The 19793-nt window shown below is 70.1% G+C and carries 17 protein-coding genes and 1 tRNA gene; 13 read left to right on the forward strand and 5 right to left on the reverse strand.

Annotated elements, in window-relative coordinates; all coding sequences use genetic code 11:
• The first annotated feature begins 13 nt into the window (after positions 1 to 13).
• From ACU4E7_RS06440 to ACU4E7_RS06450, 3 genes are all read left to right on the forward strand, one after another.
• Positions 14 to 1948 carry a BatD family protein gene (locus ACU4E7_RS06440; RefSeq protein WP_447021018.1) on the forward strand — a complete coding sequence of 645 codons (1935 nt, stop codon included), beginning with the start codon at positions 14 to 16 and terminating at the stop codon, positions 1946 to 1948.
• Between the two features lie 87 nt (positions 1949 to 2035).
• Positions 2036 to 2350 (forward strand): hypothetical protein, encoded by a 315-nt coding sequence (locus ACU4E7_RS06445; RefSeq protein ID WP_447021019.1) that lies wholly within the window; start codon positions 2036 to 2038, stop codon positions 2348 to 2350.
• Between the two features lie 87 nt (positions 2351 to 2437).
• On the forward strand, positions 2438 to 3631 hold the full coding sequence (locus tag ACU4E7_RS06450) for a type I restriction endonuclease (RefSeq protein WP_447021020.1): 1194 nt from the start codon (positions 2438 to 2440) through the stop codon (positions 3629 to 3631).
• A gap of 4 nt (positions 3632 to 3635) precedes the next feature.
• Here the strand turns inward: ACU4E7_RS06450 and ACU4E7_RS06455 are convergent, their stop codons facing one another.
• The 5 genes from ACU4E7_RS06455 to fabI all read right to left on the reverse strand — a co-directional run bounded on the left by ACU4E7_RS06455 (position 3636) and on the right by fabI (position 8486).
• Positions 3636 to 4319: a 3-oxoacid CoA-transferase subunit B gene (locus ACU4E7_RS06455; RefSeq protein WP_447021021.1), complete on the reverse strand. Its 684-nt coding sequence runs from the start codon at positions 4317 to 4319 to the stop codon at positions 3636 to 3638.
• Positions 4319 to 4972 (reverse strand): CoA transferase subunit A, encoded by a 654-nt coding sequence (locus ACU4E7_RS06460; RefSeq protein WP_238123544.1) that lies wholly within the window; start codon positions 4970 to 4972, stop codon positions 4319 to 4321. Before ACU4E7_RS06460 ends, ACU4E7_RS06455 begins: the two co-directional genes overlap by 1 nt.
• A gap of 62 nt (positions 4973 to 5034) precedes the next feature.
• Positions 5035 to 6243, reverse strand: a complete 1209-nt coding sequence (locus tag ACU4E7_RS06465; RefSeq protein WP_238123545.1) for an acetate/propionate family kinase — start codon at positions 6241 to 6243, stop codon at positions 5035 to 5037.
• 2 nt (positions 6244 to 6245) lie between these two features.
• Positions 6246 to 7649, reverse strand: a complete 1404-nt coding sequence (locus ACU4E7_RS06470) for a bifunctional enoyl-CoA hydratase/phosphate acetyltransferase (RefSeq protein WP_447021022.1) — start codon at positions 7647 to 7649, stop codon at positions 6246 to 6248.
• Positions 7650 to 7721: 72 nt separating this feature from the next.
• The gene (gene fabI, locus ACU4E7_RS06475; RefSeq protein WP_447021023.1) at positions 7722 to 8486 is read right to left on the reverse strand and encodes an enoyl-ACP reductase FabI; all 765 of its coding nucleotides are present in this window, start codon (positions 8484 to 8486) and stop codon (positions 7722 to 7724) included.
• 617 nt (positions 8487 to 9103) lie between these two features.
• Between fabI and ACU4E7_RS06480 the strand changes: the two genes are divergently transcribed.
• From ACU4E7_RS06480 to ACU4E7_RS06525, 10 genes are all read left to right on the forward strand, one after another.
• Positions 9104 to 10447, forward strand: a complete 1344-nt coding sequence (locus ACU4E7_RS06480; RefSeq protein ID WP_447021024.1) for a V-type ATP synthase subunit B — start codon at positions 9104 to 9106, stop codon at positions 10445 to 10447.
• Between the two features lie 4 nt (positions 10448 to 10451).
• Positions 10452 to 11069, forward strand: a complete 618-nt coding sequence (locus tag ACU4E7_RS06485; RefSeq protein ID WP_238123548.1) for a V-type ATP synthase subunit D — start codon at positions 10452 to 10454, stop codon at positions 11067 to 11069.
• On the forward strand, positions 11066 to 12859 hold the full coding sequence (locus ACU4E7_RS06490; RefSeq protein ID WP_447021025.1) for a V-type ATP synthase subunit I: 1794 nt from the start codon (positions 11066 to 11068) through the stop codon (positions 12857 to 12859). Before ACU4E7_RS06485 ends, ACU4E7_RS06490 begins: the two co-directional genes overlap by 4 nt.
• Before the next feature lie 31 nt (positions 12860 to 12890).
• Positions 12891 to 13331, forward strand: coding sequence for an ATP synthase subunit C (locus ACU4E7_RS06495; protein WP_447021026.1), 441 nt, complete (start codon positions 12891 to 12893; stop codon positions 13329 to 13331).
• Positions 13332 to 13348: 17 nt separating this feature from the next.
• Positions 13349 to 14044: a hypothetical protein gene (locus ACU4E7_RS06500; RefSeq protein WP_447021027.1), complete on the forward strand. Its 696-nt coding sequence runs from the start codon at positions 13349 to 13351 to the stop codon at positions 14042 to 14044.
• Complete coding sequence (locus ACU4E7_RS06505; protein ID WP_447021028.1) at positions 14041 to 14733, forward strand: hypothetical protein; 693 nt, start codon at positions 14041 to 14043, stop codon at positions 14731 to 14733. The genes ACU4E7_RS06500 and ACU4E7_RS06505 overlap by 4 nt, the downstream gene beginning before the upstream one ends.
• Positions 14730 to 16532, forward strand: a complete 1803-nt coding sequence (locus tag ACU4E7_RS06510; RefSeq protein ID WP_238123553.1) for a V-type ATP synthase subunit A — start codon at positions 14730 to 14732, stop codon at positions 16530 to 16532. The genes ACU4E7_RS06505 and ACU4E7_RS06510 overlap by 4 nt, the downstream gene beginning before the upstream one ends.
• Before the next feature lie 130 nt (positions 16533 to 16662).
• Positions 16663 to 17430, forward strand: coding sequence for an SDR family NAD(P)-dependent oxidoreductase (locus ACU4E7_RS06515; RefSeq protein WP_447021029.1), 768 nt, complete (start codon positions 16663 to 16665; stop codon positions 17428 to 17430).
• Between the two features lie 118 nt (positions 17431 to 17548).
• A tRNA-Lys gene (locus ACU4E7_RS06520) sits at positions 17549 to 17624 on the forward strand.
• Positions 17625 to 17881: 257 nt separating this feature from the next.
• Positions 17882 to 19777: a DEAD/DEAH box helicase gene (locus ACU4E7_RS06525; protein ID WP_447021030.1), complete on the forward strand. Its 1896-nt coding sequence runs from the start codon at positions 17882 to 17884 to the stop codon at positions 19775 to 19777.
• Positions 19778 to 19793 lie beyond the last annotated feature (16 nt).

A 19793-nucleotide genomic window follows, 5' to 3' on the forward strand; every position in this document is an offset into this window, starting at 1 on the left:
AGCAGCCGAAAACATGAGCGCAGCCGAGACCAAGAGCATCACCGAGGCCAGACGCGCAGGCGGTGCCCTGGGCGCGCCCCCGCAGACCGGCATGCTGCCGGCGCGCGATCTGGCCAAGGCGACGAGCGCGGGCATTGGCGACACGGCCGGCCCGCGGCCGCAGAAGCGGCCGGCGCGGCACCTTCTGCCGGCAACCCTCGCCCTGCTGCTGGCGCTGGCGGCGCCGACAGCGGCCTGGAGCGCCAGTGTCACCGCCGGGCCCGACCGCTTCGTGGTGCCCATGGGCGAAACCTTCGACTACATCCTGACCCTCACCGACGGCCTGGGGCGCGATCCACCGGACGTGAGCGCCCTGACCCGCGACTTCGAGATCGTCGATCGCCGCCGCACCAGTCAGGCGGAGATGCGGGACGGCAAGCCCGTGCACATCGACCAGTGGGTGATGACCCTGCGCCCCCGGCGGGCCGGAACCCTCACCCTGCCGTCCCTCACCGTGGACGGCCTCACCACCAGCCCGGCCCAGGTGCAGGTGCTGCCCGGCGGCGCGCGCCGGGACATCGTCCGCGCCGAAGACGCCGGCCCGCTGTTCGTGCGGGTGGAGGCGGCCGACACCCCCGCCTATGTGCAGAGCGACATTCCCGTCACCCTGCGGATCTACGACCGCATCGGCATGCGCGGCGGCGCCATGGACAAGCCGAGTGCCGAGGGCGCCACCTTCACCGCCGATGGCGGCCAGCGCACCTATGTCACCACCATCGGCAAGGCCCGCTACCGGGTGATCGAGCAGAGCTATCTCATGACGCCGCAGAAGAGCGGCACCATCGAGATCCCGCCGCTGACCCTCAAGGCCCGCGTGCCCGGCTTCAGAGGCAGCTCCGCCGGTTCCGACCTGGCGCAGATTCTCGGGCGCAACGGCATGGGCGAGGTGGGCGAGCGGGAGGAGACGATCCGCTCCCAGCCCGTGTCGGTGACCGTGCGGCCGCGGCCGGAAGGGGTCACCGGCTGGTTCCTGCCGGCGCGCGCGGTCAGCCTGGAGCAAAGCTGGTCGGCACCGGTGGACGCGGTGAAGGTGGGCGACACCCTCACCCGCACCATCCGGCTGAAGGCCCGGGGGGCGAGCCCCAACCAGTTGCCGCCCCTCGATCCGCCGCCGGTGGAGGGGCTGCGCCAATATGCCGAGGACAGCCGCACCGACGCCACCCTCTTGGATGGCGAGGGGGCGGCGGTGCTCACCAAGACCTTCTCGGTGGTGCCCTCCGCCTCCGGCAGCCTCACCCTGCCGGCGCTCACCGTGCCATGGTGGAACACCGCCACCAACCGCCAGGAAACCGCCACCCTGCCGGCGGTGACCCTCCAGGTGCGGCCGGCCGGCGGCAGCCCGGCACCGACCCCCACCGCCCTGGCCGCGCCACAGAGCCCGACGCAACCGGCGCCGCCGCCGGAACCGGTCGCCAGCCCCGCGACCGCATGGCTCGACCCGGCGACCCTGTTGGCGCAGTTGCGGGCGCATCGCCTGGGGCTCTCCATCCTCACCGGGCTCCTGGTGGCGCTGCTGGCCCTGCTGCTCTGGCGCCCCTGGCGCCGTCGCCGGCCAGTCGCGAATGCGACACCGATGCCGCGCACCGGACGTCGCCGGCCCGGCGCTGTGTCGGGTCTGCCCCGCGCCCGCCTGCTGGCGGACCTCATCGACGCTTGCCGGCGGCATGATGCGGTGGCCGCCCACACGGCCTATGCCGCCCTGGAGCGACAGGGCGCGTTCGCCGGCGCCGACCCTGCCCTTGCCGCCGCCGGCACCGACCTTGCCCGCCATCTGTATGGCGCCGACACCCGGCGCTGGAACGGCAAGGCCCTGCGCACGGCGGTGGAGCGGGCCGCACGGGCGAGCGCCAAGGCCCACCGCCCCGCCCGCGGCGCCCGGCTGGCGCCGCTTTATCCGGCCGGCCGCTGACGGGCGCAGGCCAGCGCTGGACTGGAATTTGCTTCGCCTGTCGGCAGATCATCGCCTGCGCCCCTCGCGCAGCTCGGAGAGCCCGCCATGGCACTGGACCTCAAGACCGACTGGACCGACGCCGACCTCGCCCAGCTCATCGCCTCGGTGGTGGATGACCGCGACTGGCGTCTGGAGGTGGCTGCCGACGGCGTCGCGCGCCTCGCCGACAAGACCGCCAACCCCACCGGCGCCGATTATGACGAAGGCCTGCACTGTTATTTCGAGACCTGGATGGCGGGCACGGATTTTGTCGGCCCCGGCGCCGCCGGCGACAAGACCCTGGTGGGCAAGCTCGCCACCGCGCTGCGGGCCAATTACCCCAGCCTGAAGGCCGACAAGTTGGTCTATGTCGACCTGTAGGGCGGCACGCCTTTAAATTGCATCTCTTGACAGGACACGCTCTGATGAGAGCAACTAAAAGTTGCCGGACTTCGGGGAGGTGTTGTCATGGATGCGGCTGCGCTGTCGGACTTTCGCGAGAAGCTGACCGAGTTCGCCAAGCGGGCGGTGACGGCTGCGCCGCGCTGCCTGAATGAGGAATCCACCAAGATGTTCCTGGTGGTGCCCATGATCTCGTTCCTGGGCTACGACCCCATGGACCCCAACGAGGTTTTCCCCGAGCACCATTGCGACTTTTCGGAGAAGTATAAGAACCGGGTGGATTTCGCCATTTTCAAGGGCGGCGAACCGGTGATCGCGCTGGAGACCAAGCCCGCCGGCGCCCCCAGCCTGCGCGACGACCGTGGCCAGCTGCGCAGCTATTTCAATGCCGCGCGCACGGTGAAGATGGGGGTGCTCACCGATGGGCTGGTGTGGGAATTCTATGCCGACAGCGACGAGCCCAACATGATGGACGCCAACCCCTTCCTGCGCTTCGACCTGAGGGACGTGGCGCGCGGCAAGGTGGATGAGTCCGCCCTGGAGGGCCTCTCCAGCCTGGGCAAGGCGGTGTTCGACCCCGACAACATCGGCGCCGAGGCCAAGCGCAAGCACATCTACAATTCGGTGCTGGGGCAGGTGGCGACCATCTTCGCCGATCCGCCGGAGGAGTTCGCCCGGCCGCTGCTCAAGAAGGCCGGCATCGGCCACATCTCGCAGAAGGCCCTCGACGAATACCGGCCCATCATCCAGGCCGCCCTGCGCGAATTCATCAGCCGCCAGATCCTGCACCGGCTGGACCTGCCCAAGCCCGATACGCCCGCCCCGGCCGCATCGACGGATGCCCCGCCGCCGGCGCCCATCGCCGATAACGTCATCACCACCGAGCGCGAGCTGGCGGTCTATCGCTGGGTCTTGCAGCGCCTCGCCTTCCTGGTGTCGGACGACGCCTTGTTCGGCGAGATCGCGGCGGTGGAGTATCGCGACTACCAGGGCAAGTTCGTGGTGTTCTACAAGATGGAGCGCAAGGGGCGCCTGTTCGAGTTCATCGAATCGAAGACCAACCCGGGCTACCGCTTCGTCTTCCCGGAGGAGGCCGGCCTGCCCGCCGGCGACGTCACCGTTCCCAACCTCCAGGACATCGACGCCCCGCTCCTGGCGGTGTTCACCGCCCGGGTGGCGGGCATCGGCAAAACTGCGGACAAGACCGCGGACAAAAGCACCGACAAGGCCGAGAAGGCGCCCGCGCCGGCGGGCGCCTGAGGGCTCAGCCGAGCACCATCTCCGGCACCTCGTCGGGCACGATGAGGCTGGCGGTGGTGGCGCCCAGCACCTCCTCCACCGACACGCCCGGGCCGCGCTCCAACAGCACCAGGCCCTCATCCGTGGGCTTGATCACGGCGAGCTCGGTGACGATCAAAGTCACCCGGCGCTCCGCCGTCAGCGGCAGGGTGCAGCGGGGGACGATCTTCGAATCCCCCTTGGCGGCGTGCTGCATGGCGACGATGACCGCCTTGGCCCCCGCCACCAGATCCATGGCGCCGCCCATGCCGGGCACCTTGTGCCCGGGCACCATCCAATTGGCGAGATAGCCGCGCTCGTCCACCTGCAGGCCGCCCAGCACGGTCAGGTCGAGATGGCCGCCGCGGATGAGGCCGAAGCTCATGGCGCTGTCGATGGAGGCCGCCCCCGGCACCGCCGAGACAAAGCCGCCGCCGGCGTCGGTGAGGTAGGGGTCCTCCATGCCTTCCGGCGGGTGGGCGCCGAGGCCGATCACCCCGTTCTCGGCCTGGAAGAACACGTCGGAGCTCGCCGGCAGGAAATTGGCCACGAGACTCGGCAGGCCGATGCCGAGGTTCACCAGCATGCCGGGCCGAAGCTCCTTGGCGACGCGGGCGGCGATGATGGACTTGGCGTCCCAGTCCTTGGGAGAAGCAGGGGTGTTCGTCATCACGCGGCCCTCGCCAGAAGATGGTCCACCAGCACGCCGGGGGTGCGCACCTCGTCGGGCGGAATGACGCCCACGGGCACGATCACATCCGGCTCGGCGATCACCGTCTTGCCGGCCAGTGCCATGATGGGATTGAAGTTCTGCGCAGTGAGCGAATATTCGAGATTGCCCACATAGTCCGCCTGGCGCGCGCCGATCAAAGCGAAATCCGCATGCAGCGGGGTCTCCACCAGATAGCGCTTGCCCTCCACCTCGATCACCTGCTTGCCCTCTTCCACCGGCGTGCCGAGGCCGGTGGCGGTGAGCACCCCGCCAAGGCCCATGCCGGCGGCGCGGATGCGCTCCACCAGCGTGCCCTGGGGCACCAGTTCCACGGCGATCTCCCCGTCGATCATCTTCTGCTGGATCTCGGGGTTGAGGCCGATGTGGCTCATGATGGCGCGGCTCACCGCCCCGGCATGCACCAGCCGGCCGATGCCCTTGTGCGGCAGGCCGGCATCATTGGCGATGACGGTGAGGCCGCGCACGCCGCGTTCCACCAGGGCATCGATGAGGCGCAGCGGGCTGCCGACAGCCATGAAGCCGCCGATGAGCACCCGCGCGCCGTCGGGAATGAGAGCCGCGGCCTCCTCGGCCCGGATCGCCTTCTTCATGGCGTTTCCTCTTGGTGTTGGGGGGGCGCGGGACACGCCGCGCCGGAGAGGGATGAGACAGATCAGGCCGCGCGCGGCGCCTGTTCGGCGAGGGCCCGCTTGCAGGCGCGGGCGATCACCAGCTCCTCATTGGTGGGGATCACCATGATGCGGGCGCGGGAGAATTCGGTGGAGATGACCTGGGCGCTGACGTCGTTCTGGTCGTGGTCGAGCTCCAGGCCGATCCAGCTCATGCCCTCGCAGATGCGGCGGCGGATCTTGCGCGAATTCTCGCCGATGCCGCCGCAGAAGATGAGGGCGTCGAGACCGCCCAGAGCGGCGGCCAGGCCGCCCAGCTCGCGGCGGATGCGGAACACGAAATAGTCGATGGCCTCGTGGGCCTCCGGCAGGTCCGCCGCCTCCAGGGTGCGCATGTCGTTGGAAATGCCCGACATGCCGAGGAGACCGGACTTGTAGTAGAACATGTCCCGGACTTCATCGATGGTCTTGCCCTCCTGCTGGACCATGTAAAAGATCACGCCCGGATCGATCTGGCCGCAGCGGGTGCCCATGGGCAGGCCGTCGAGGGCGGTGAAGCCCATAGTGGAGGCGATGGAGCGGCCGCCGAGAATGGCGCACATGGAGGCGCCATTGCCGAGATGGGCGACCACCACCCGGCCGTCATGCAGCAGCGGCGCCATGCGCTGCAATTCGCCGGTGATGTATTCGTAGGACAGGCCGTGGAAGCCATAGCGGCGCACGCCCTTGGCGTAATATTCGCGCGGCAAAGCGAAGGTGTCGTTCACCTTGGGATGGTGGCGGTGGAAGGCGGTGTCGAAGCACGCCACCTGCAGCGCCTCGGGAAACGCCATCTTGGCCGCCTCGATGCCGGCGAGGTTGTGCGGCTGGTGGATGGGCGCGAACGGCGACAGCGCCCGCATCTCCTCCATCACCTTGTCGGTCACCACCACCGGGGTGGAGAAATGCGGGCCGCCATGCACCACCCGGTGCCCCACCACCGAGGCTTTCGCCTCCGGATACTGGCTGCGCAGCACCGCCAAGGCGGTGGCGAGGGCGCTCGCATGATCGGAGGCCTCGGACTGGGCGAGATCGCGGGTGATGGCGGCGGTGCCGGGGGCGAGCTTGGCCTTCAGCCGCGGCGCCCCGCCGATGGCATCCACCGCCCCCACCGCCATCAGCTGCGGCTCGGCGAAGCCTTCGGAGATGTCGTAGAGGCTGAACTTCAGGGAGGACGAGCCGGCGTTCAGGGTCAGGGTGACGGGACGTTCCATGCTCACACCGCCTCGCTCGTGTTCTGGCCGCTGATGCGGGCCTGATGCACCACCGCCACCGCGCAGGAGGCGAGCCGCGCCTTCTCGCCATCGGCGCGGGAGGTGAGGATGATCGGCACCTTGGCGCCCATCACCAGGCCTGCGGCCTCGGCGTGGGAGATGAAGGTGAGCTGCTTGGCCAGCATGTTGCCGGCATCGAGATCCGGCACCACCAGCACCTCGGCCTTGCCCGCCACCGGCGAGCGGATGCCCTTGATGCGGGCGGCGGCAATGTCCACCGCATTGTCCATGGCCAGCGGCCCATCCACCAGCCCGCCGGTGATCTGGCCGCGCTCGGCCATCTTGGACAACAGCGCCGCATCCACCGAGGAAGCGATCTGCGGGTTCACCGTCTCCACCGCCGAGAGCACCCCCACCTTGGGCTGCGCGATGCCCAGCGAGATGGCGAGGTCGATGGCGTTCTGGCAGATGTCCACCTTGGTGAGCAGATCGGGGGCGATGTTGATGGCCGCGTCCGTCACCAGCAGCAGATGCGACAGCCCCGGCACATCCATGATGAAGATGTGGGTGAAGCGCCGGCCGATCCTGAGGCCGCGCTCCTTGCGCAGCGCCGCCTTCAAAAGCTCGTCGGTGTGCAGATGGCCCTTCATGAGCGCCTGCGCGCGGCCGTCGGCCACCACATCCACCGCCGCATTGGCCGCGGCGGCATTCTCCGGCTGGTCGATGATCTCGATGCCGTCGAGGCTCTGGCCGAGGCCCCTGGCCGCCGCCTCGATCTTGCGGGCCGAGCCCACCAGGATGGGGGTGATCAGCTTTTCCTTGGCCGCCAGCAGGGCGCCACCGAGGGAAGCCGGCTCCTCCGGCGCCACCACTGCCACCGACAAAGGCGGCAGCTTCTCCGCCCGCTCCAGCAGGGCGTCGAAATGGCGATGGCGCTGCACGATGAGGCCGGGCAGCTCCTGCTCCTCATAGGTGAACTTGACCTTCGGCGCCTCCACCTCCGCCTCGCCTTCCAGCAGGATGGTGTCGTCGGACAGGCGCCGCACCTCGGTCGCGAGGCGCACCACGCCATCCACCCGCTTCTCCAGCACCGTGACCTTCACCTGCAGTTCGTCGCCGGCCGACGCCCGGCCGTGGAACTGAAACAACTGCGTGCGATAGAGGGTACCCGGGCCGGGCAGCAGATTGCCCAGCACCGCCGAGATCAGCGAGCCCACCCACATGGAGGGCGCCACCACCACGTCTTCCTTGCCATCGTGGTCGATGTCCTGGTTGGGCAGGTGCATCGGGTTGTGGTTGCCGGAAACGTTGGCGAAGACGATCAGGTCGTCGGTGGTGCAGGCGCGGCGCAGCTCGGCGCTGTCGCCCGGCTTGAGCTCGTCGAAGGTCTTGTTTTCGCGCATCATGCGGGCACCTTACCTTGGGTGGGGTCAGGACGGAACGGCAGGCGGGAGCACCGGCTCCCGCCGCAACGCGGGCTAGCCGACGATGCTGTAGCCGCCGTCAATGAGATGGACGCCGCCGGTGACATTGGCGGCCTCGCGGCTGGCGAGGAAGGCGGCATAGGCGCCCACGTCCTCGATGGTGGCCAGCAGGTGGGTGGGGGCGCGGGCCGCCGCCTCCTCCAGCAGCTCGTCGAACTCGGCGATGCCGGAGGCGGCGCGGGTCTTCAGCGGCCCGGGCGACAAAGCGTGCACGGAGATGCCCTTTTCGCCCAGCTCCGCGGCCACATAGCGCACGGTGGCTTCCAGCGCCGCCTTCACCGGGCCCATCACATTGTAATGCTCGACCACCTTCTCGGAGCCGTAGAAAGAGACGGTCATGCAGGTGCCGCCCTGAGGCATCAGCGGCTCGGCCCGGCGCACCATGCGCAGGAAGGAATGCACCGACACATCCATGGCCATGGCAAAGCCAGCCTTGGAGCAATCCACCACCCGCCCGTGCAGGTCCTCGCGCGGGCAGAAGGCGATGGAATGCAGCACCGTGTCGAGCCGGCCCCATCTTTCCGTGATGGCGGCGAACACGGCGTCCATCTCCGCGTCCTCGGTGACGTCGAGGGGCAGGATCAGCTCGGCGCCGAGCGCCTCCGCCAGCGGCCGCACATGGCTTTCCGCCTTGGCGTTGAGATAGGTGATGGCGAGATCGGCGCCCTGCGCCCGCAGCGCCTTGGCGCAGCCCCAGGCAATGGATTGATCATTCGCCACGCCAACCACCAGCGCCTTCTGACCGGCCAGTGAAAACATGAGGGGTCCTCTCGTTCGCCGCACCTGGAGATGCCCGCCGCGACGGATAGGTCGTGAGGCTTGCGCCAGAATGGGCTCGTCACCCTGCCCCGGCGGCGTGCACCGCTGCGGCAGCCGGATCATGCTGCCGCACCGCACGCCTAACGGGAATCCACTGCAAATGGATGACGTCCCGCCCGCCGATGCAAGGGGGAAGTGTGCACCGCACACACCGGCCCCGGGTGCGGCACTTCGCCGTTGCCCCCGGCGCCATGGCGACCGCTGCGCCCTCCCACCGGGCCGCACCGCCGGCCGCCAAGGCCCGCCGGAAGGCGCCCCGCGCGCCGCCCGACGCCGCCCGCGCGACCCGATGACGGCCGCGGCCGGCCCGTCGCCGGCGGCGGTGCGCGTATGGACAGCCTCGGAGTGCGTCCCTAGACTTGACGCTAGGTCGTGGGGCCCGGTAGCGGGGTCATGATGGCCCGGCGCAGGGTGCCCGCCTGGGGTGCCGCGCTCCCGCAGCCCTTGTCCATCCGCCCTTGTGCATGGACGGGATGCGCCTTCTCGCGGTTCGCCCGGCGCGCGGACCACCCCCTTCACCGCCCGCCCGGCCGGGGCGGCGCAACCGGTCGCGAGCCATGAACGCCATCGCCATCCATTACGACCTGATTCTCTCCATCGTCGGCGAAGTGGTGCGGGTGGCGCTGCCGCCGCAGACCGCCGACGACCCGGAGGGCCCGCGCTATGGCGACCTCGCCATGGTGCGCGAGGGCAACGACACGCCCCGCCTCGCCCAGGTGGTGAAGCTGGAGGCGGGGGAAGCCTCACTGCAGGTGTTCGGCGGCACCCAGGGCCTGTCCACCCGCACCACCGCCCGCTTCCTCGGCCATCCGCCGCGGGTGATCTTCTCCGACAACATCCTCGGCCGCGTCTTCACCGGCGACGGCACGGTGGCGGATGGCGGCCCACCGCTCACCGACGAGCCACAGGTGGAGATCGGCGGCCCCTCCGCCAATCCGGCCCGGCGGGCGCTGGCCTCGCGCATGATCCGCACGAACGTGCCGATGATCGACGTGTTCAACTGCCTGGTGGAAAGCCAGAAGATCCCCATTTTCTCCACCGCCGGCGAGCCCCACGACGCGCTGCTGGCGCGTATCGGCGTGCAGGCGGAAGCCGATGTGGTGGTGTTCGGCGGGCTCGGCCTCACCTTCGATGACTATTGGCGCTTCCGCTCCGCCTTCGAGGATGCCGGCGTGTTCGCCCGCACCGTGATGTTCGTGAACCAGGCCGCCGACCCGCCCCTGGAGCGGCTTTTGGTGCCCGACATGGCGCTGGCGGTGGCCGAGCGCTTCGCCGTGGAGGAGAAGAAGCGCGTCCTGGTGCTGCTCACCGACATGACCGCCTTCGCCGACGCGCTGAAGGAGGTGGGGGTGGCCATGGAGCGGGTGCCCTCCAACCGTGGCTATCTGGGCGATCTCTATTCCCAGCTCGCCCGCCGCTATGAGAAGGCAGCGGTGTTCCACGGCGCCGGCTCGGTCACCATCCTCACCGTCACCACCATGCCCGGCGGCGACGTGACCCATCCGGTACCCGACAACACCGGCTACATCACCGAGGGCCAGTTCTATCTGCGCGACGGCATGATCGACCCGTTCGGCTCCCTCTCCCGGCTCAAGCAGCACGTGATCGGGAAGGAGACGCGGGAGGATCATTCCGCCGTCATGAACACCATGATCCGCCTCTATGCCGGCGCCCGGGATGCCGAGCGCAAGCAGGCCATGGCGTTCGACCTCTCCGAATACGACCAGCGGCTGCTGCGCTATGGCGCCCTGTTCAAGGCCCGCTTCATGGATGCGGCGGTGGCGCTGCCGCTGGAAGCCGCCCTCGATCTCGGCTGGCGCACCATGGCGGAGTGCTTCCCGCCCGAAGACCTGCTGGTGCGCCAGAGCCTGATCGAGAAATACTACCCAGCGGAGGCGTGAGCCCATGGCCGGCGTCACCTTGAGCAAATCCCAGCTCACCCGAGAGAAGGCGAACCTCGCCACCTATAAGCGCTACCTGCCGGCCCTCGACCTCAAGCGCCAGCAGCTGATGGCGGCGCGCAACCAGGCGCGGGCCGAGCTCGCCGCCGTCGAGGCCGCCCTCGCCACCGCCATCGCCGAGGCCGGCGCCGCCTTGCCCATGCTGGCCGATCGCCGCATCGACCTCGACGGCCTGGTGCGGTGCGGCGCGGTCACCTTCGCCACCCGCAACGTGGCGGGGGTGAAGCTGCCGGTGGTGGATCAGGTGGAGATCCGCGTCGCGCCCTACGGCGGCATGACGCGCCCCCATTGGGTGGATGCGGTGGTGACCCGGCTTGAGGCCGCCCTCCGCCTCAAACTGGAAACCGAGGTGGCGGTTGAGCGGGTGGCCCTGCTCGACCGGGCGGTGACGCGCATCACCCAGCGCACCAATCTGTTCGAGAAGATCCTCATTCCCCAGACCGAGCGCAATATCCGCCGCATCCTGGTGTTCATCGGCGACAGCGAGCGGGCGGCGGTGGTGGCCGCCAAGATCGCAAAGGGCAAAGGGGCGCGTCACGCCATGATCGAGACACGCACATGAGCATCGTGCCCATGCGCCGCCTCACGTTGTGCGGCCCCCTCGCCGACAAGGCGGATACCCTCAAGGCGCTGCAGAAGCTCGGGGTGATGCACCTCATCCCGCTCACCGAGGCGGCGCCTCTGGCACCGCGCGACGCCACCCGCATCAACCGCACCCAGGCCGCCTATCGCCACCTCACGGAGGCGCCAGACAAGCGCCTGCCCTACCGGCCCAAGACCCCCTTCGATCTCGACGTGGTGGTGGCAGAAGTGCTGGAGAACCGGTCCCTGCTGCGCACCCTGCGCGACCGGCGCGACGTCCTGCAGGCCCGCATCGAGGCCCTCGCCCCCTGGGGCGACATCCATTTCCCGCCGCTGGAGGCCCTGGCCGGCCAGCGGCTGTGGTTCTACGCCCTGCCCATCGGCCAGCGCGCCGCCCTCGACCTTGTGCGCCTGCCCTGGCACGTGGTGCGCAAGGGCACCACCAATCTCTATGTGGCCGTGATCGCGCCCGAGGAGCCGCCGGATGATCTGTTGCCGGTGCCGCGGGTGCATGTGGGCGCGGTGCCGCGCAGCGTGCTCAAGGTGGAGCTGGACGACAATGCCATTGCCATCGAGAAAGCGGAGAACACCCGCGCCGAGCTGAGCCGCTGGCGCCTGGCGCTGGGCACCCACCTCGCCGCCGCCGCCGACCAGGAGGACCTGCGCGAGGCCGCCGAGCACACGTTCGATGCCGATGCGGTGTTCGCGGTCCAGGGCTGGGTGCCGGCCCGCGCGGTGCCGGAGGTGGCGGCCCTGGCCGCCGACGGGCGCCTCGCCCTGGTGGACGAGGTGCCGGGACCGAGCGACGCGCCGCCCACCCTGCTGGACATTCCCAAGGGCCTGGAGAGCGGCGGCGACCTCACCAGCTTCTACACCAGCCCCGGCTATCGCAGCTGGGACCCGAGCCTCGTCGTGTTCTCCTCCTTCGCCTTGTTCTTCGCCATGATCGTGGCCGACGCCGGCTATGCGCTGCTGCTGGCGCTCGGCACCCTGGCGTTCTGGCGGCGGCTCGGGGCGCGCCCGGCCGGCCGGCGCGCCCGGGTGCTGCTCATCACCCTTGCCGGAGCCGCCCTTCTCTATGGGGTGCTGGCGGGCTCCTATTTCGGCCTGAAGCCCCCCGCCGGCTCCCTGCCCGCGGCCCTCGCCATCATCCATATCAACGACTTCGACCAGATGATGCAGCTCTCCCTCATCATCGGCGTGGTGCATCTCACGGTGGCGCTGGGGGCGGTGGCGTGGCTCAACCGGGACCGCGGCGCCGGCCTTTCCGCTTTGGGCTGGATCGTCACCCTGTGGTCGGGCCTTGCCGCCTTCCTCGCCCAGGGCAGCGGCGGGGAAGGCCTGGCCTACGGCGCCATCGCGCTCGGCCTCGCCCTGGTGTTCGTCGGCGCCGCCGCCGCGACCCCGGTGGAGGCGCCCCTCGACTGGCTGAAGCGGCTCGCCGCCGGGGTGCTCGCCCTCACCTCCGTGACCAAGCTGTTCGGCGACGTGCTGAGCTATCTGCGCCTGTTCGCCCTGGGCCTCGCCAGCGCCTCGCTGGCCGCCACCTTCAACGCGCTGGCGGTGGAGATGCGCGGCACCCATCCCGGCCTCGGGGTGGTGCTGATGATCGCCATCCTGGCGTTCGGCCATGTCACCAACATCGCCCTCGGCCTCATGAGCGGCGTGGTGCACGGGCTGCGCCTGAACTTCATCGAATTCTTCGGCTGGGGCCTGACCGAGGAGGGTTATCCCTTCCGCGCCTTCGCCCGCCGGGAGCTTCCCCAATGACCAGCGCCCCACCGTTGAGAGAGGCACGCTCATGAATGATCTCGTCATCGCCCTCGGCTGGCTCGGCATCTTCGCCCCCATGGGGCTCGGGGCGTTGGGCGCGGCCATCGGCGTGTCCATCGCCGGCCAGGCGGCCATCGGCGCCATGGTGGAGACCGACAGCGGCTATGGCCGCTATATCGGCATCTCGGTCATCCCCTCCTCGAACGTCATCTACGGCATCGTGGTGATGTTCTCCCTGCAGCAGCCAGTCACCGCGCACAGCGCCGGCGCCCTGTTCGGCATCGGCTTCATTGCCTCCCTGGTGCTGCTCTACACGGCGGTGTGGCAGGGCCGCGCCTGCGCCAGCGCCATCGCCGCCTCCAAGACCAAGCCGGAGATCTTCGGCCTGGCGCTGGCACCGGCCGCCATCGTCGAGGGCTTCGCCGTGTTCGCCTTCGTGTTTGCCCTGGTGCTGGCGCGCACCATCTGAAGCCGAAGGAGCGCGCCATGGTCCACAAATCCGACGCCGCCTTGTCCACCGCCTCGGGGGTGGAAACCCTCATCTCCCGCCTGCGTGACGAGGGAGTGGAAGCCGGCCGCCAGGAGGCCGAGCGCCTGGTCGGCGAGGCCCGCGCCCACGCCCGCGAGATCCTGGACAAGGCCGAGGCCCAGGCCACCGCCGTGCGCGAGACCGCGCGGGCGGAAGCCGAGGCGCTGCGGCGCGCCGGAGAGGATGCCCTGCGCATCGCCGTGCGCGACGCCATGCTGGACCTGAAGGCCCAGCTCGCCCAACGCTTCGCGGCGGATGTGGCCAAGACCGTCTCCCAGGTGATGCGCGACGAGGACCTGCTCAAGGCCATGATCCTGGCGGTGGCGGGCCGCGCCCGGGACGAGGCCGACCTCGACCGTGCCGAAACGCTGGTGGTGAGCCTGCCGCGCCAGGCGGTGGGCCTCGACGAGCTGCGGCGCAATCCCGAGGAGATGGTGGCCGGCTCCCTCACCCATTTCGCCGCCTGCTGCGCCGCCGAGATGCTGCGCGGCGGAGTGAGCTTCGATCGCCAGGAGGGGCCGGACGGGGGCATCCGCATAAAGCTCGTCGATCGCGGCGTCAGCGTCGACCTCACCGACGCCGCCGTGGCCGAGGTGCTGCTGGCCCACCTCCAGCCCCGCTTCCGCGCCCTTCTGGAAGGGGTGGTGCGATGATCGCCGGCCATGATCCCTATGTGATGGAGATGGCCAGCCTGCCGGCGCTGGGGCCGCTGCTCGGCACCACCACACCGGCCATCAGCACCACCCGGCTGGAGGAGCGGCTGCGCAACCTCGCCCCCGAGGACCGGGCCGATCTCGACGCGCTGGATGCCGCTCTGTCCTGGGACCGCATCGACCTCGGCGAGAGCGACGCCGCGTTCGTCGCCGCCGTCACCAAGGTGGTGGCGCGGGCCCGCAACGACACCCTGCGCGCCGCCCTCCGCGACCGGCTGGAAATCCGCACCCTGATCGCCGCCCTGCGCCGCCGCCACAGGGGTGGCGAGGCCCCCGCCCATGGCGAGGCCTGGGGCTATGGCCGCTTCACCGAGACCATCCGCACCCATTGGGCCGCCCCCGATTTCGGCGTCGGCCATTCCTTTCCCTGGGTGAACAAGGCCCGCGAGCGGCTGGAGGCGGGCGACACCGCCGGGCTCGAGCGGGTGATCCTGCAAGCGGCGTGGGATGCCGCCGGCCGCTATGGGGACGGCCATATCTTCGATTTCGAGGCGGTGGCGCTCTATGTGCTGCGCTGGCGCCTCGCCGACCGCTGGGCCCGCTATGACGTGGCCGCCGCCACCACCCGGTTCGCCGCGCTGCTCGACGCCGCGCGCGACGCCGGCCAGCCCTCCGGGATTGCCCCATGACCGTGGACGCCACCGCCACCATCGTCGCCGTGCAGGAAGACATCGTGCGCCTGCGCCTCACCGATCCGGCCCGCGGCCGGCTGATGAAGAATGAGGTGGTCTATATCCGCCCCGCCCGCGCCCCCGCGCAGCGCCTCAAGGCCGAAGTGCTGCGGGTGCTGGGGGATGAGGCGGACGCCCAGGTCTATGAGAGCACCGGCGGCATCGGCCTTGGCGATGGCGTCGAGCAGACCGGCCAATTGCTGTCGGTGCGGCTCGGCCCGGGCCTCCTCGGGCAGGTCTATGACGGCCTGCAGAATCCGCTGGAGGCGCTGGCCCACGGCCATGGCGTGTTCCTGCCCAAGGGCGTCGCCGCGCCGGGGCTCGACCCCCATGCCAAATGGGCCTTCTCCGCCACCCGCCGGGTGGGCGACAGGGTGAAGGCCGGCGACGTGCTGGGCACGGTGCCGGAAGGGGCCATCACCCATAAGATCATGGTGCCGTTCGCCCTCGACGAGGATTGGACGGTGAGCTGGATCCGCGACGGCTCGGTGAACGTGGACGAACCGGTGGCGCGCATCACCGCCCCCTCCGGCGCCGAGCGCACCCTGACGCTGGCCCAGGACTGGCCGGTGCGGCGCGCCCTGCCGCGGCTGCAGCTGCGCAACGGCAGCGCGACCCGGCTCTATCCTTCCGAGCCCATGATCACCACCCAGCGCATCATCGACACCTTCTTCCCGGTGGCGCAGGGGGGCGCGGCCTGCATTCCCGGGCCGTTCGGCGCCGGCAAGACGGTGCTGCTCAACCTCATCGCCCGCCATTCGGACGTGGACGTGGTGATCCTCGTGGCCTGCGGCGAACGGGCCGGCGAGGTGGTGGAGACCATCACCGATTTCCCCCGCCTCAAGGACCCGCGCACCGGCGGTTCGCTGATGGATCGCACGGTGATCGTCTGCAACACCTCGTCCATGCCGGTGGCCTCGCGGGAGGCCTCCATCTACACCGGCATCACCATCGGCGAATACTATCGCCAGATGGGGCTGAAGACGCTGATGATCGCCGATTCCACCTCGCGCTGGGCCCAAGCCATGCGCGAGACCTCGGGCCGGCTGGAGGAGATCCCCGGCGAGGAGGCGTTTCCCGCCTATCTCGACAGCGCCATCAAGGGCGTCTACGAGCGCGCCGGCGTCATCCGCGCCAATGACGGGGCCGAAGGCGCCTTCACCATCATCGGCGCGGTGTCCCCCGCCGGCGGCAATTTCGAGGAGCCGGTCACCCAGTCCACCCTGGCGGCGGTGAAGTGCTTCCTCGGCCTCTCCTATGACCGCGCCTACAAGCGCTTCTACCCGGCCATCGACCCGCTCACCTCCTGGTCGCGCTACCGGCGGCAGATGGAGCCGTGGTTCGTCGACCATCTCGGCGCCGACTGGACCCACCAGGTGGACGAGATGATCGCTTTGCTGCAGCGGGGTGACGAGATCCAGCGCATGGAGCAGGTGGCCGGCGAGGAGGGCATCAGCCTGGAGGATGCTTTGGCACTGGAGCAGGCGCGCTTCCTCGACATGGTGTTCCTGCAGCAGGACGCCTTCGACCCGGTGGACAGCTCGGTGGCCCCGGCCCGGCAGAAGGACCTGTTCGGCCGCGTCTACGCCATCGCCACCAGCCGCTACGAATTCGCCGACAAGGAGGCGCTGCGGCGCCATTTCACCAGGCTCACCGGCCTGTTCAAGAACCTCAATTATGCCGCCCCCTCGTCGCCGGATTTCACCCGCCTCAGCGCCGAGATCGACGCCCTGCACGAGTCCGTGCCGGTGACCTGAGCCCGCGCGGCCCGGCGCGGGGCCATCTGGCCCCTTGCCGGCGCCGCTCCGCTCCCATAAAAAAGCGAGCGCTCGCTCAAATTAGAAGAAGCGAGGCGAGACAGGGCAACGGGAAACACGGGAGGCATCCATGGGCTTTCAGGTCACGCTCGACGGCCAGGCGGTGCTGGTCACCGGCGCCTCGCAGGGGCTCGGCGCCTTCTTCGCCGAGCGGCTGGCCGCCGCCGGCGCCAAGGTGGCGCTGGGCGCCCGCAACGTGGCCGCCTGCGCGGCTTTGGCCGAGCGCATCACCGCGGCCGGCGGCACCGCTCTGCCCCTCGCCCTCGACGTCACCGATACCGCCTCGGCGGAGGCGGCGGTGACCGCCGTAGCCGAGGCCTTCGGCCGGCTCGACGTGCTGGTGAACAATGCCGGCACCACCGCCACCAAGCCGCTCATGGACATGGACGAGGCCAGCTGGGACCGGGTGGTGGACACCAATCTCAAGGGCGCCTTCCTCACGGCCCAGGCGGCGGCCCGCCAGATGGTGAAGGACAAGCAGGGCGGCGCTATCGTCAATGTGGCCTCCATCCTCGGCCACCGGGTGGCGGGGCAGGTGGCGGCCTATGCCGCCTCCAAGGCGGCGCTGGTGCAGCTCACCCGCTCCATGGCCCTCGAATGGGCACGCTACGGCATCCGCACCAATGCGCTGTGCCCCGGCTATGTGGAAACCGACCTCAACCGGGACTTCTTCGCCACCGAGGCGGGCCTGGCGCTGGTGAAGCGCATTCCCAACCGCCGCCTCGGCACCCTCGACGATCTCACCGGCCCGCTGCTGTTCCTGTGCTCGGACGCCTCCGCTTACATGAACGGCGCGAGCCTGGCAGTGGACGGCGGGCACCTCGTCTCCTCGCTCTGAGGGCGGCACCGGCCTTGTCCACAGCGCGCGCAAGGTGGCGCGAAAAATTCAAACCGCAGGCTTGTCAGTCCCCGGCCAGTTTGCTACACGAACGCCTCCTTCGGGGGCAACCTCGAGTGGGCGCATAGCTCAGTTGGTAGAGCAGCTGACTCTTAATCAGCGGGTCCAAGGTTCGAGCCCTTGTGCGCCCACCACCTGAAGACCTGATGGCACGGAAGCCCGACGTCGGACGCGCGTCGGGACCAGCCGTGGAGGGCGCCGCCCCATCCGGTCGAGACCTGGCCTTGCAGCCCGATGTCGACAGCCCTGCGGGAATGGCACACCGCCCCGGCGGTCAGCGCATGGGAGACGGTGGCATCTCGGCGACCATCCTATTAGGAAGACGTTCCAGACACCTTCCGACGGCTCCCCTTCGACGCCTGACGAGATTGCGAGATAGGCGGAACCAGCCGTGCCCTTCCTGACGTCCAACCCGGCCCTTGCCCGCTCCCTGGCCGAGCGCGAGTACAACGACCCCACCCCGGTGCAGCAGGCGGTGCTGGCGCCCGAGGCAGCCACCCGCGACCTTCTGGTCTCGGCCCAGACCGGCTCCGGCAAGACCGTCGCCTATGGCCTCGCCATGGCCGAGACCCTGCTGGGCACCGCCGAGCGCTTCGGCCCGGCCGGCGCGCCGCAGGCCCTGGTGGTGGCGCCCACCCGCGAGCTGGCCCTGCAGGTGCAGCGCGAGTTCAGCTGGCTCTATGCCGGCACCGGCGCGCGCATCGTCTCCTGCGTCGGCGGCATGGACCCGCGCCAGGAACAGCGCCAGCTCAACCACGGCGCCCATATGGTGGTCGGCACCCCCGGGCGGCTGCGCGACCATCTGGAGCGCGGCCGGCTCGATCTGTCGGCGCTGCAGGTGGCGGTGCTGGACGAAGCCGACGAGATGCTCGACCTGGGCTTCCGCGAGGATCTCGAATTCATTCTTGAAGCGACGCCGCCGGAGCGGCGCAGCCTGCTGTTCTCCGCCACCATGCCGCGCGGCATCATCGCCCTCGCCCGGCGCTACCAGCACGACGCCCTGCGCATCGAGGTGGCGAGCGCGGAAGGCGGCCACGCCGACATCGAATATCGCGCCATGCGGGTCGCCCCCACCGAGGTCGGCCATGCGGTGGTCAACGTGCTGCGCGCCCACGACACCCCCAGCGCCATCGTGTTCTGCAACACCCGCGACGCGGTGCGGCGGCTGCACGCCATGCTGCAGGAACGCCAGTTCGCCGCCGTCGCCCTCTCCGGTGAACTGAGCCAGAACGAGCGCAATCATGCCCTGCAGGCGCTGCGCGATGGCCGGGCGCGGGTCTGTGTCGCCACCGACGTCGCGGCCCGCGGCATCGACCTGCCGAACCTCGGCCTTGTCATCCACGCCGACCTGCCGAACGATGCCGAAAGCCTGCAGCACCGCAGCGGCCGCACCGGCCGGGCCGGCCGCAAGGGCGTCAGCGTTCTACTGGTGCCGCCGTTCCGCCGCCGCCGCACCGAGGACCTGCTGCGGGGCCTCGGCATCCAGCCGGCCTGGTCCGGCCCGCCCACCGCCGAGGACATCCGCAAGCTCGACCACGAGCGCATGCTGCGCGATCCCCTCATCACCGAGGAGCCGAGCGAGGACGATCTCGCCGCCGCCCAGACCCTGCTGGCGGCCCATGCGCCCGAGCATCTGGCCGCCGCCCTGGTGCGCCTTTACCGGGCCGGCCTGCCGGCCCCGGAAGAGGTCAGCGATCCGGGCCTGTCGCGCAGCCCCCGCGACCGCGCCGCCGACCGGGATTTCGGTGGCGCCTCGGGCGCCGGCAGCGTCTGGTTCCGGCTCAATGTGGGCCGTCGCAACAATGCCGATCCCAAATGGCTGCTGCCGCTGATCTGCCGGCACGGAAACGTCACCCGCAAGGAGATCGGCACCATCCGCATCTTCGATGACGAGACCGCGTTCGAGGTCAGCCTCGCCGCCGCCGATCGCTTCGGCAAGGCGGCCCGCAAGCCGGAGGGCGAGGATGTGATCATCGAGCCCCTGCCCGGCGCGCCCCCGGCCCGGCCGGAGCGCTCCGGCAAGCCCATGCGCGGCCGGCCGCAGCGGGATCACCGGTCGCACGAGACGCCGTATCGGGAGAAGCCCCACCGCGGCAAGCCGTTCCGCGATGGGGCGGGGCATGCCGGCGTCGGCGAGGACCGGGGCGGCGCCCCGGGAAAGCCGCGCGCCGCCAAACCGTCTACCGGCAAATCATCTGCTGGCGGCAAGCTCGACCGGCCGCCGAAGGGCCGGCACTCCTCCCCCTCCGAGGGCAAGCCCAAGGGCAAAGGTAAACGCTACTCGTGATCGGCGCCCATCCTGA

The sequence above is a fragment of the Xanthobacter sp. ZOL 2024 genome, assembly GCF_052932325.1.

What these genes read in the sequence shown, in the direction of transcription:
- ACU4E7_RS06440 (WP_447021018.1), top strand. Translation starts at nt 14, where the DNA reads ATGAGCGCAGCCGAGACCAAGAGCATCACCGAGGCCAGACGCGCAGGC.
- ACU4E7_RS06445 (WP_447021019.1), top strand. Translation starts at nt 2,036, where the DNA reads ATGGCACTGGACCTCAAGACCGACTGGACCGACGCCGACCTCGCCCAG.
- ACU4E7_RS06450 (WP_447021020.1), top strand. Translation starts at nt 2,438, where the DNA reads ATGGATGCGGCTGCGCTGTCGGACTTTCGCGAGAAGCTGACCGAGTTC.
- ACU4E7_RS06455 (WP_447021021.1), bottom strand. Translation starts at nt 4,319, where the DNA reads ATGACGAACACCCCTGCTTCTCCCAAGGACTGGGACGCCAAGTCCATC.
- ACU4E7_RS06460 (WP_238123544.1), bottom strand. Translation starts at nt 4,972, where the DNA reads ATGAAGAAGGCGATCCGGGCCGAGGAGGCCGCGGCTCTCATTCCCGAC.
- ACU4E7_RS06465 (WP_238123545.1), bottom strand. Translation starts at nt 6,243, where the DNA reads ATGGAACGTCCCGTCACCCTGACCCTGAACGCCGGCTCGTCCTCCCTG.
- ACU4E7_RS06470 (WP_447021022.1), bottom strand. Translation starts at nt 7,649, where the DNA reads ATGATGCGCGAAAACAAGACCTTCGACGAGCTCAAGCCGGGCGACAGC.
- fabI (WP_447021023.1), bottom strand. Translation starts at nt 8,486, where the DNA reads ATGTTTTCACTGGCCGGTCAGAAGGCGCTGGTGGTTGGCGTGGCGAAT.
- ACU4E7_RS06480 (WP_447021024.1), top strand. Translation starts at nt 9,104, where the DNA reads ATGAACGCCATCGCCATCCATTACGACCTGATTCTCTCCATCGTCGGC.
- ACU4E7_RS06485 (WP_238123548.1), top strand. Translation starts at nt 10,452, where the DNA reads ATGGCCGGCGTCACCTTGAGCAAATCCCAGCTCACCCGAGAGAAGGCG.
- ACU4E7_RS06490 (WP_447021025.1), top strand. Translation starts at nt 11,066, where the DNA reads ATGAGCATCGTGCCCATGCGCCGCCTCACGTTGTGCGGCCCCCTCGCC.
- ACU4E7_RS06495 (WP_447021026.1), top strand. Translation starts at nt 12,891, where the DNA reads ATGAATGATCTCGTCATCGCCCTCGGCTGGCTCGGCATCTTCGCCCCC.
- ACU4E7_RS06500 (WP_447021027.1), top strand. Translation starts at nt 13,349, where the DNA reads ATGGTCCACAAATCCGACGCCGCCTTGTCCACCGCCTCGGGGGTGGAA.
- ACU4E7_RS06505 (WP_447021028.1), top strand. Translation starts at nt 14,041, where the DNA reads ATGATCGCCGGCCATGATCCCTATGTGATGGAGATGGCCAGCCTGCCG.
- ACU4E7_RS06510 (WP_238123553.1), top strand. Translation starts at nt 14,730, where the DNA reads ATGACCGTGGACGCCACCGCCACCATCGTCGCCGTGCAGGAAGACATC.
- ACU4E7_RS06515 (WP_447021029.1), top strand. Translation starts at nt 16,663, where the DNA reads ATGGGCTTTCAGGTCACGCTCGACGGCCAGGCGGTGCTGGTCACCGGC.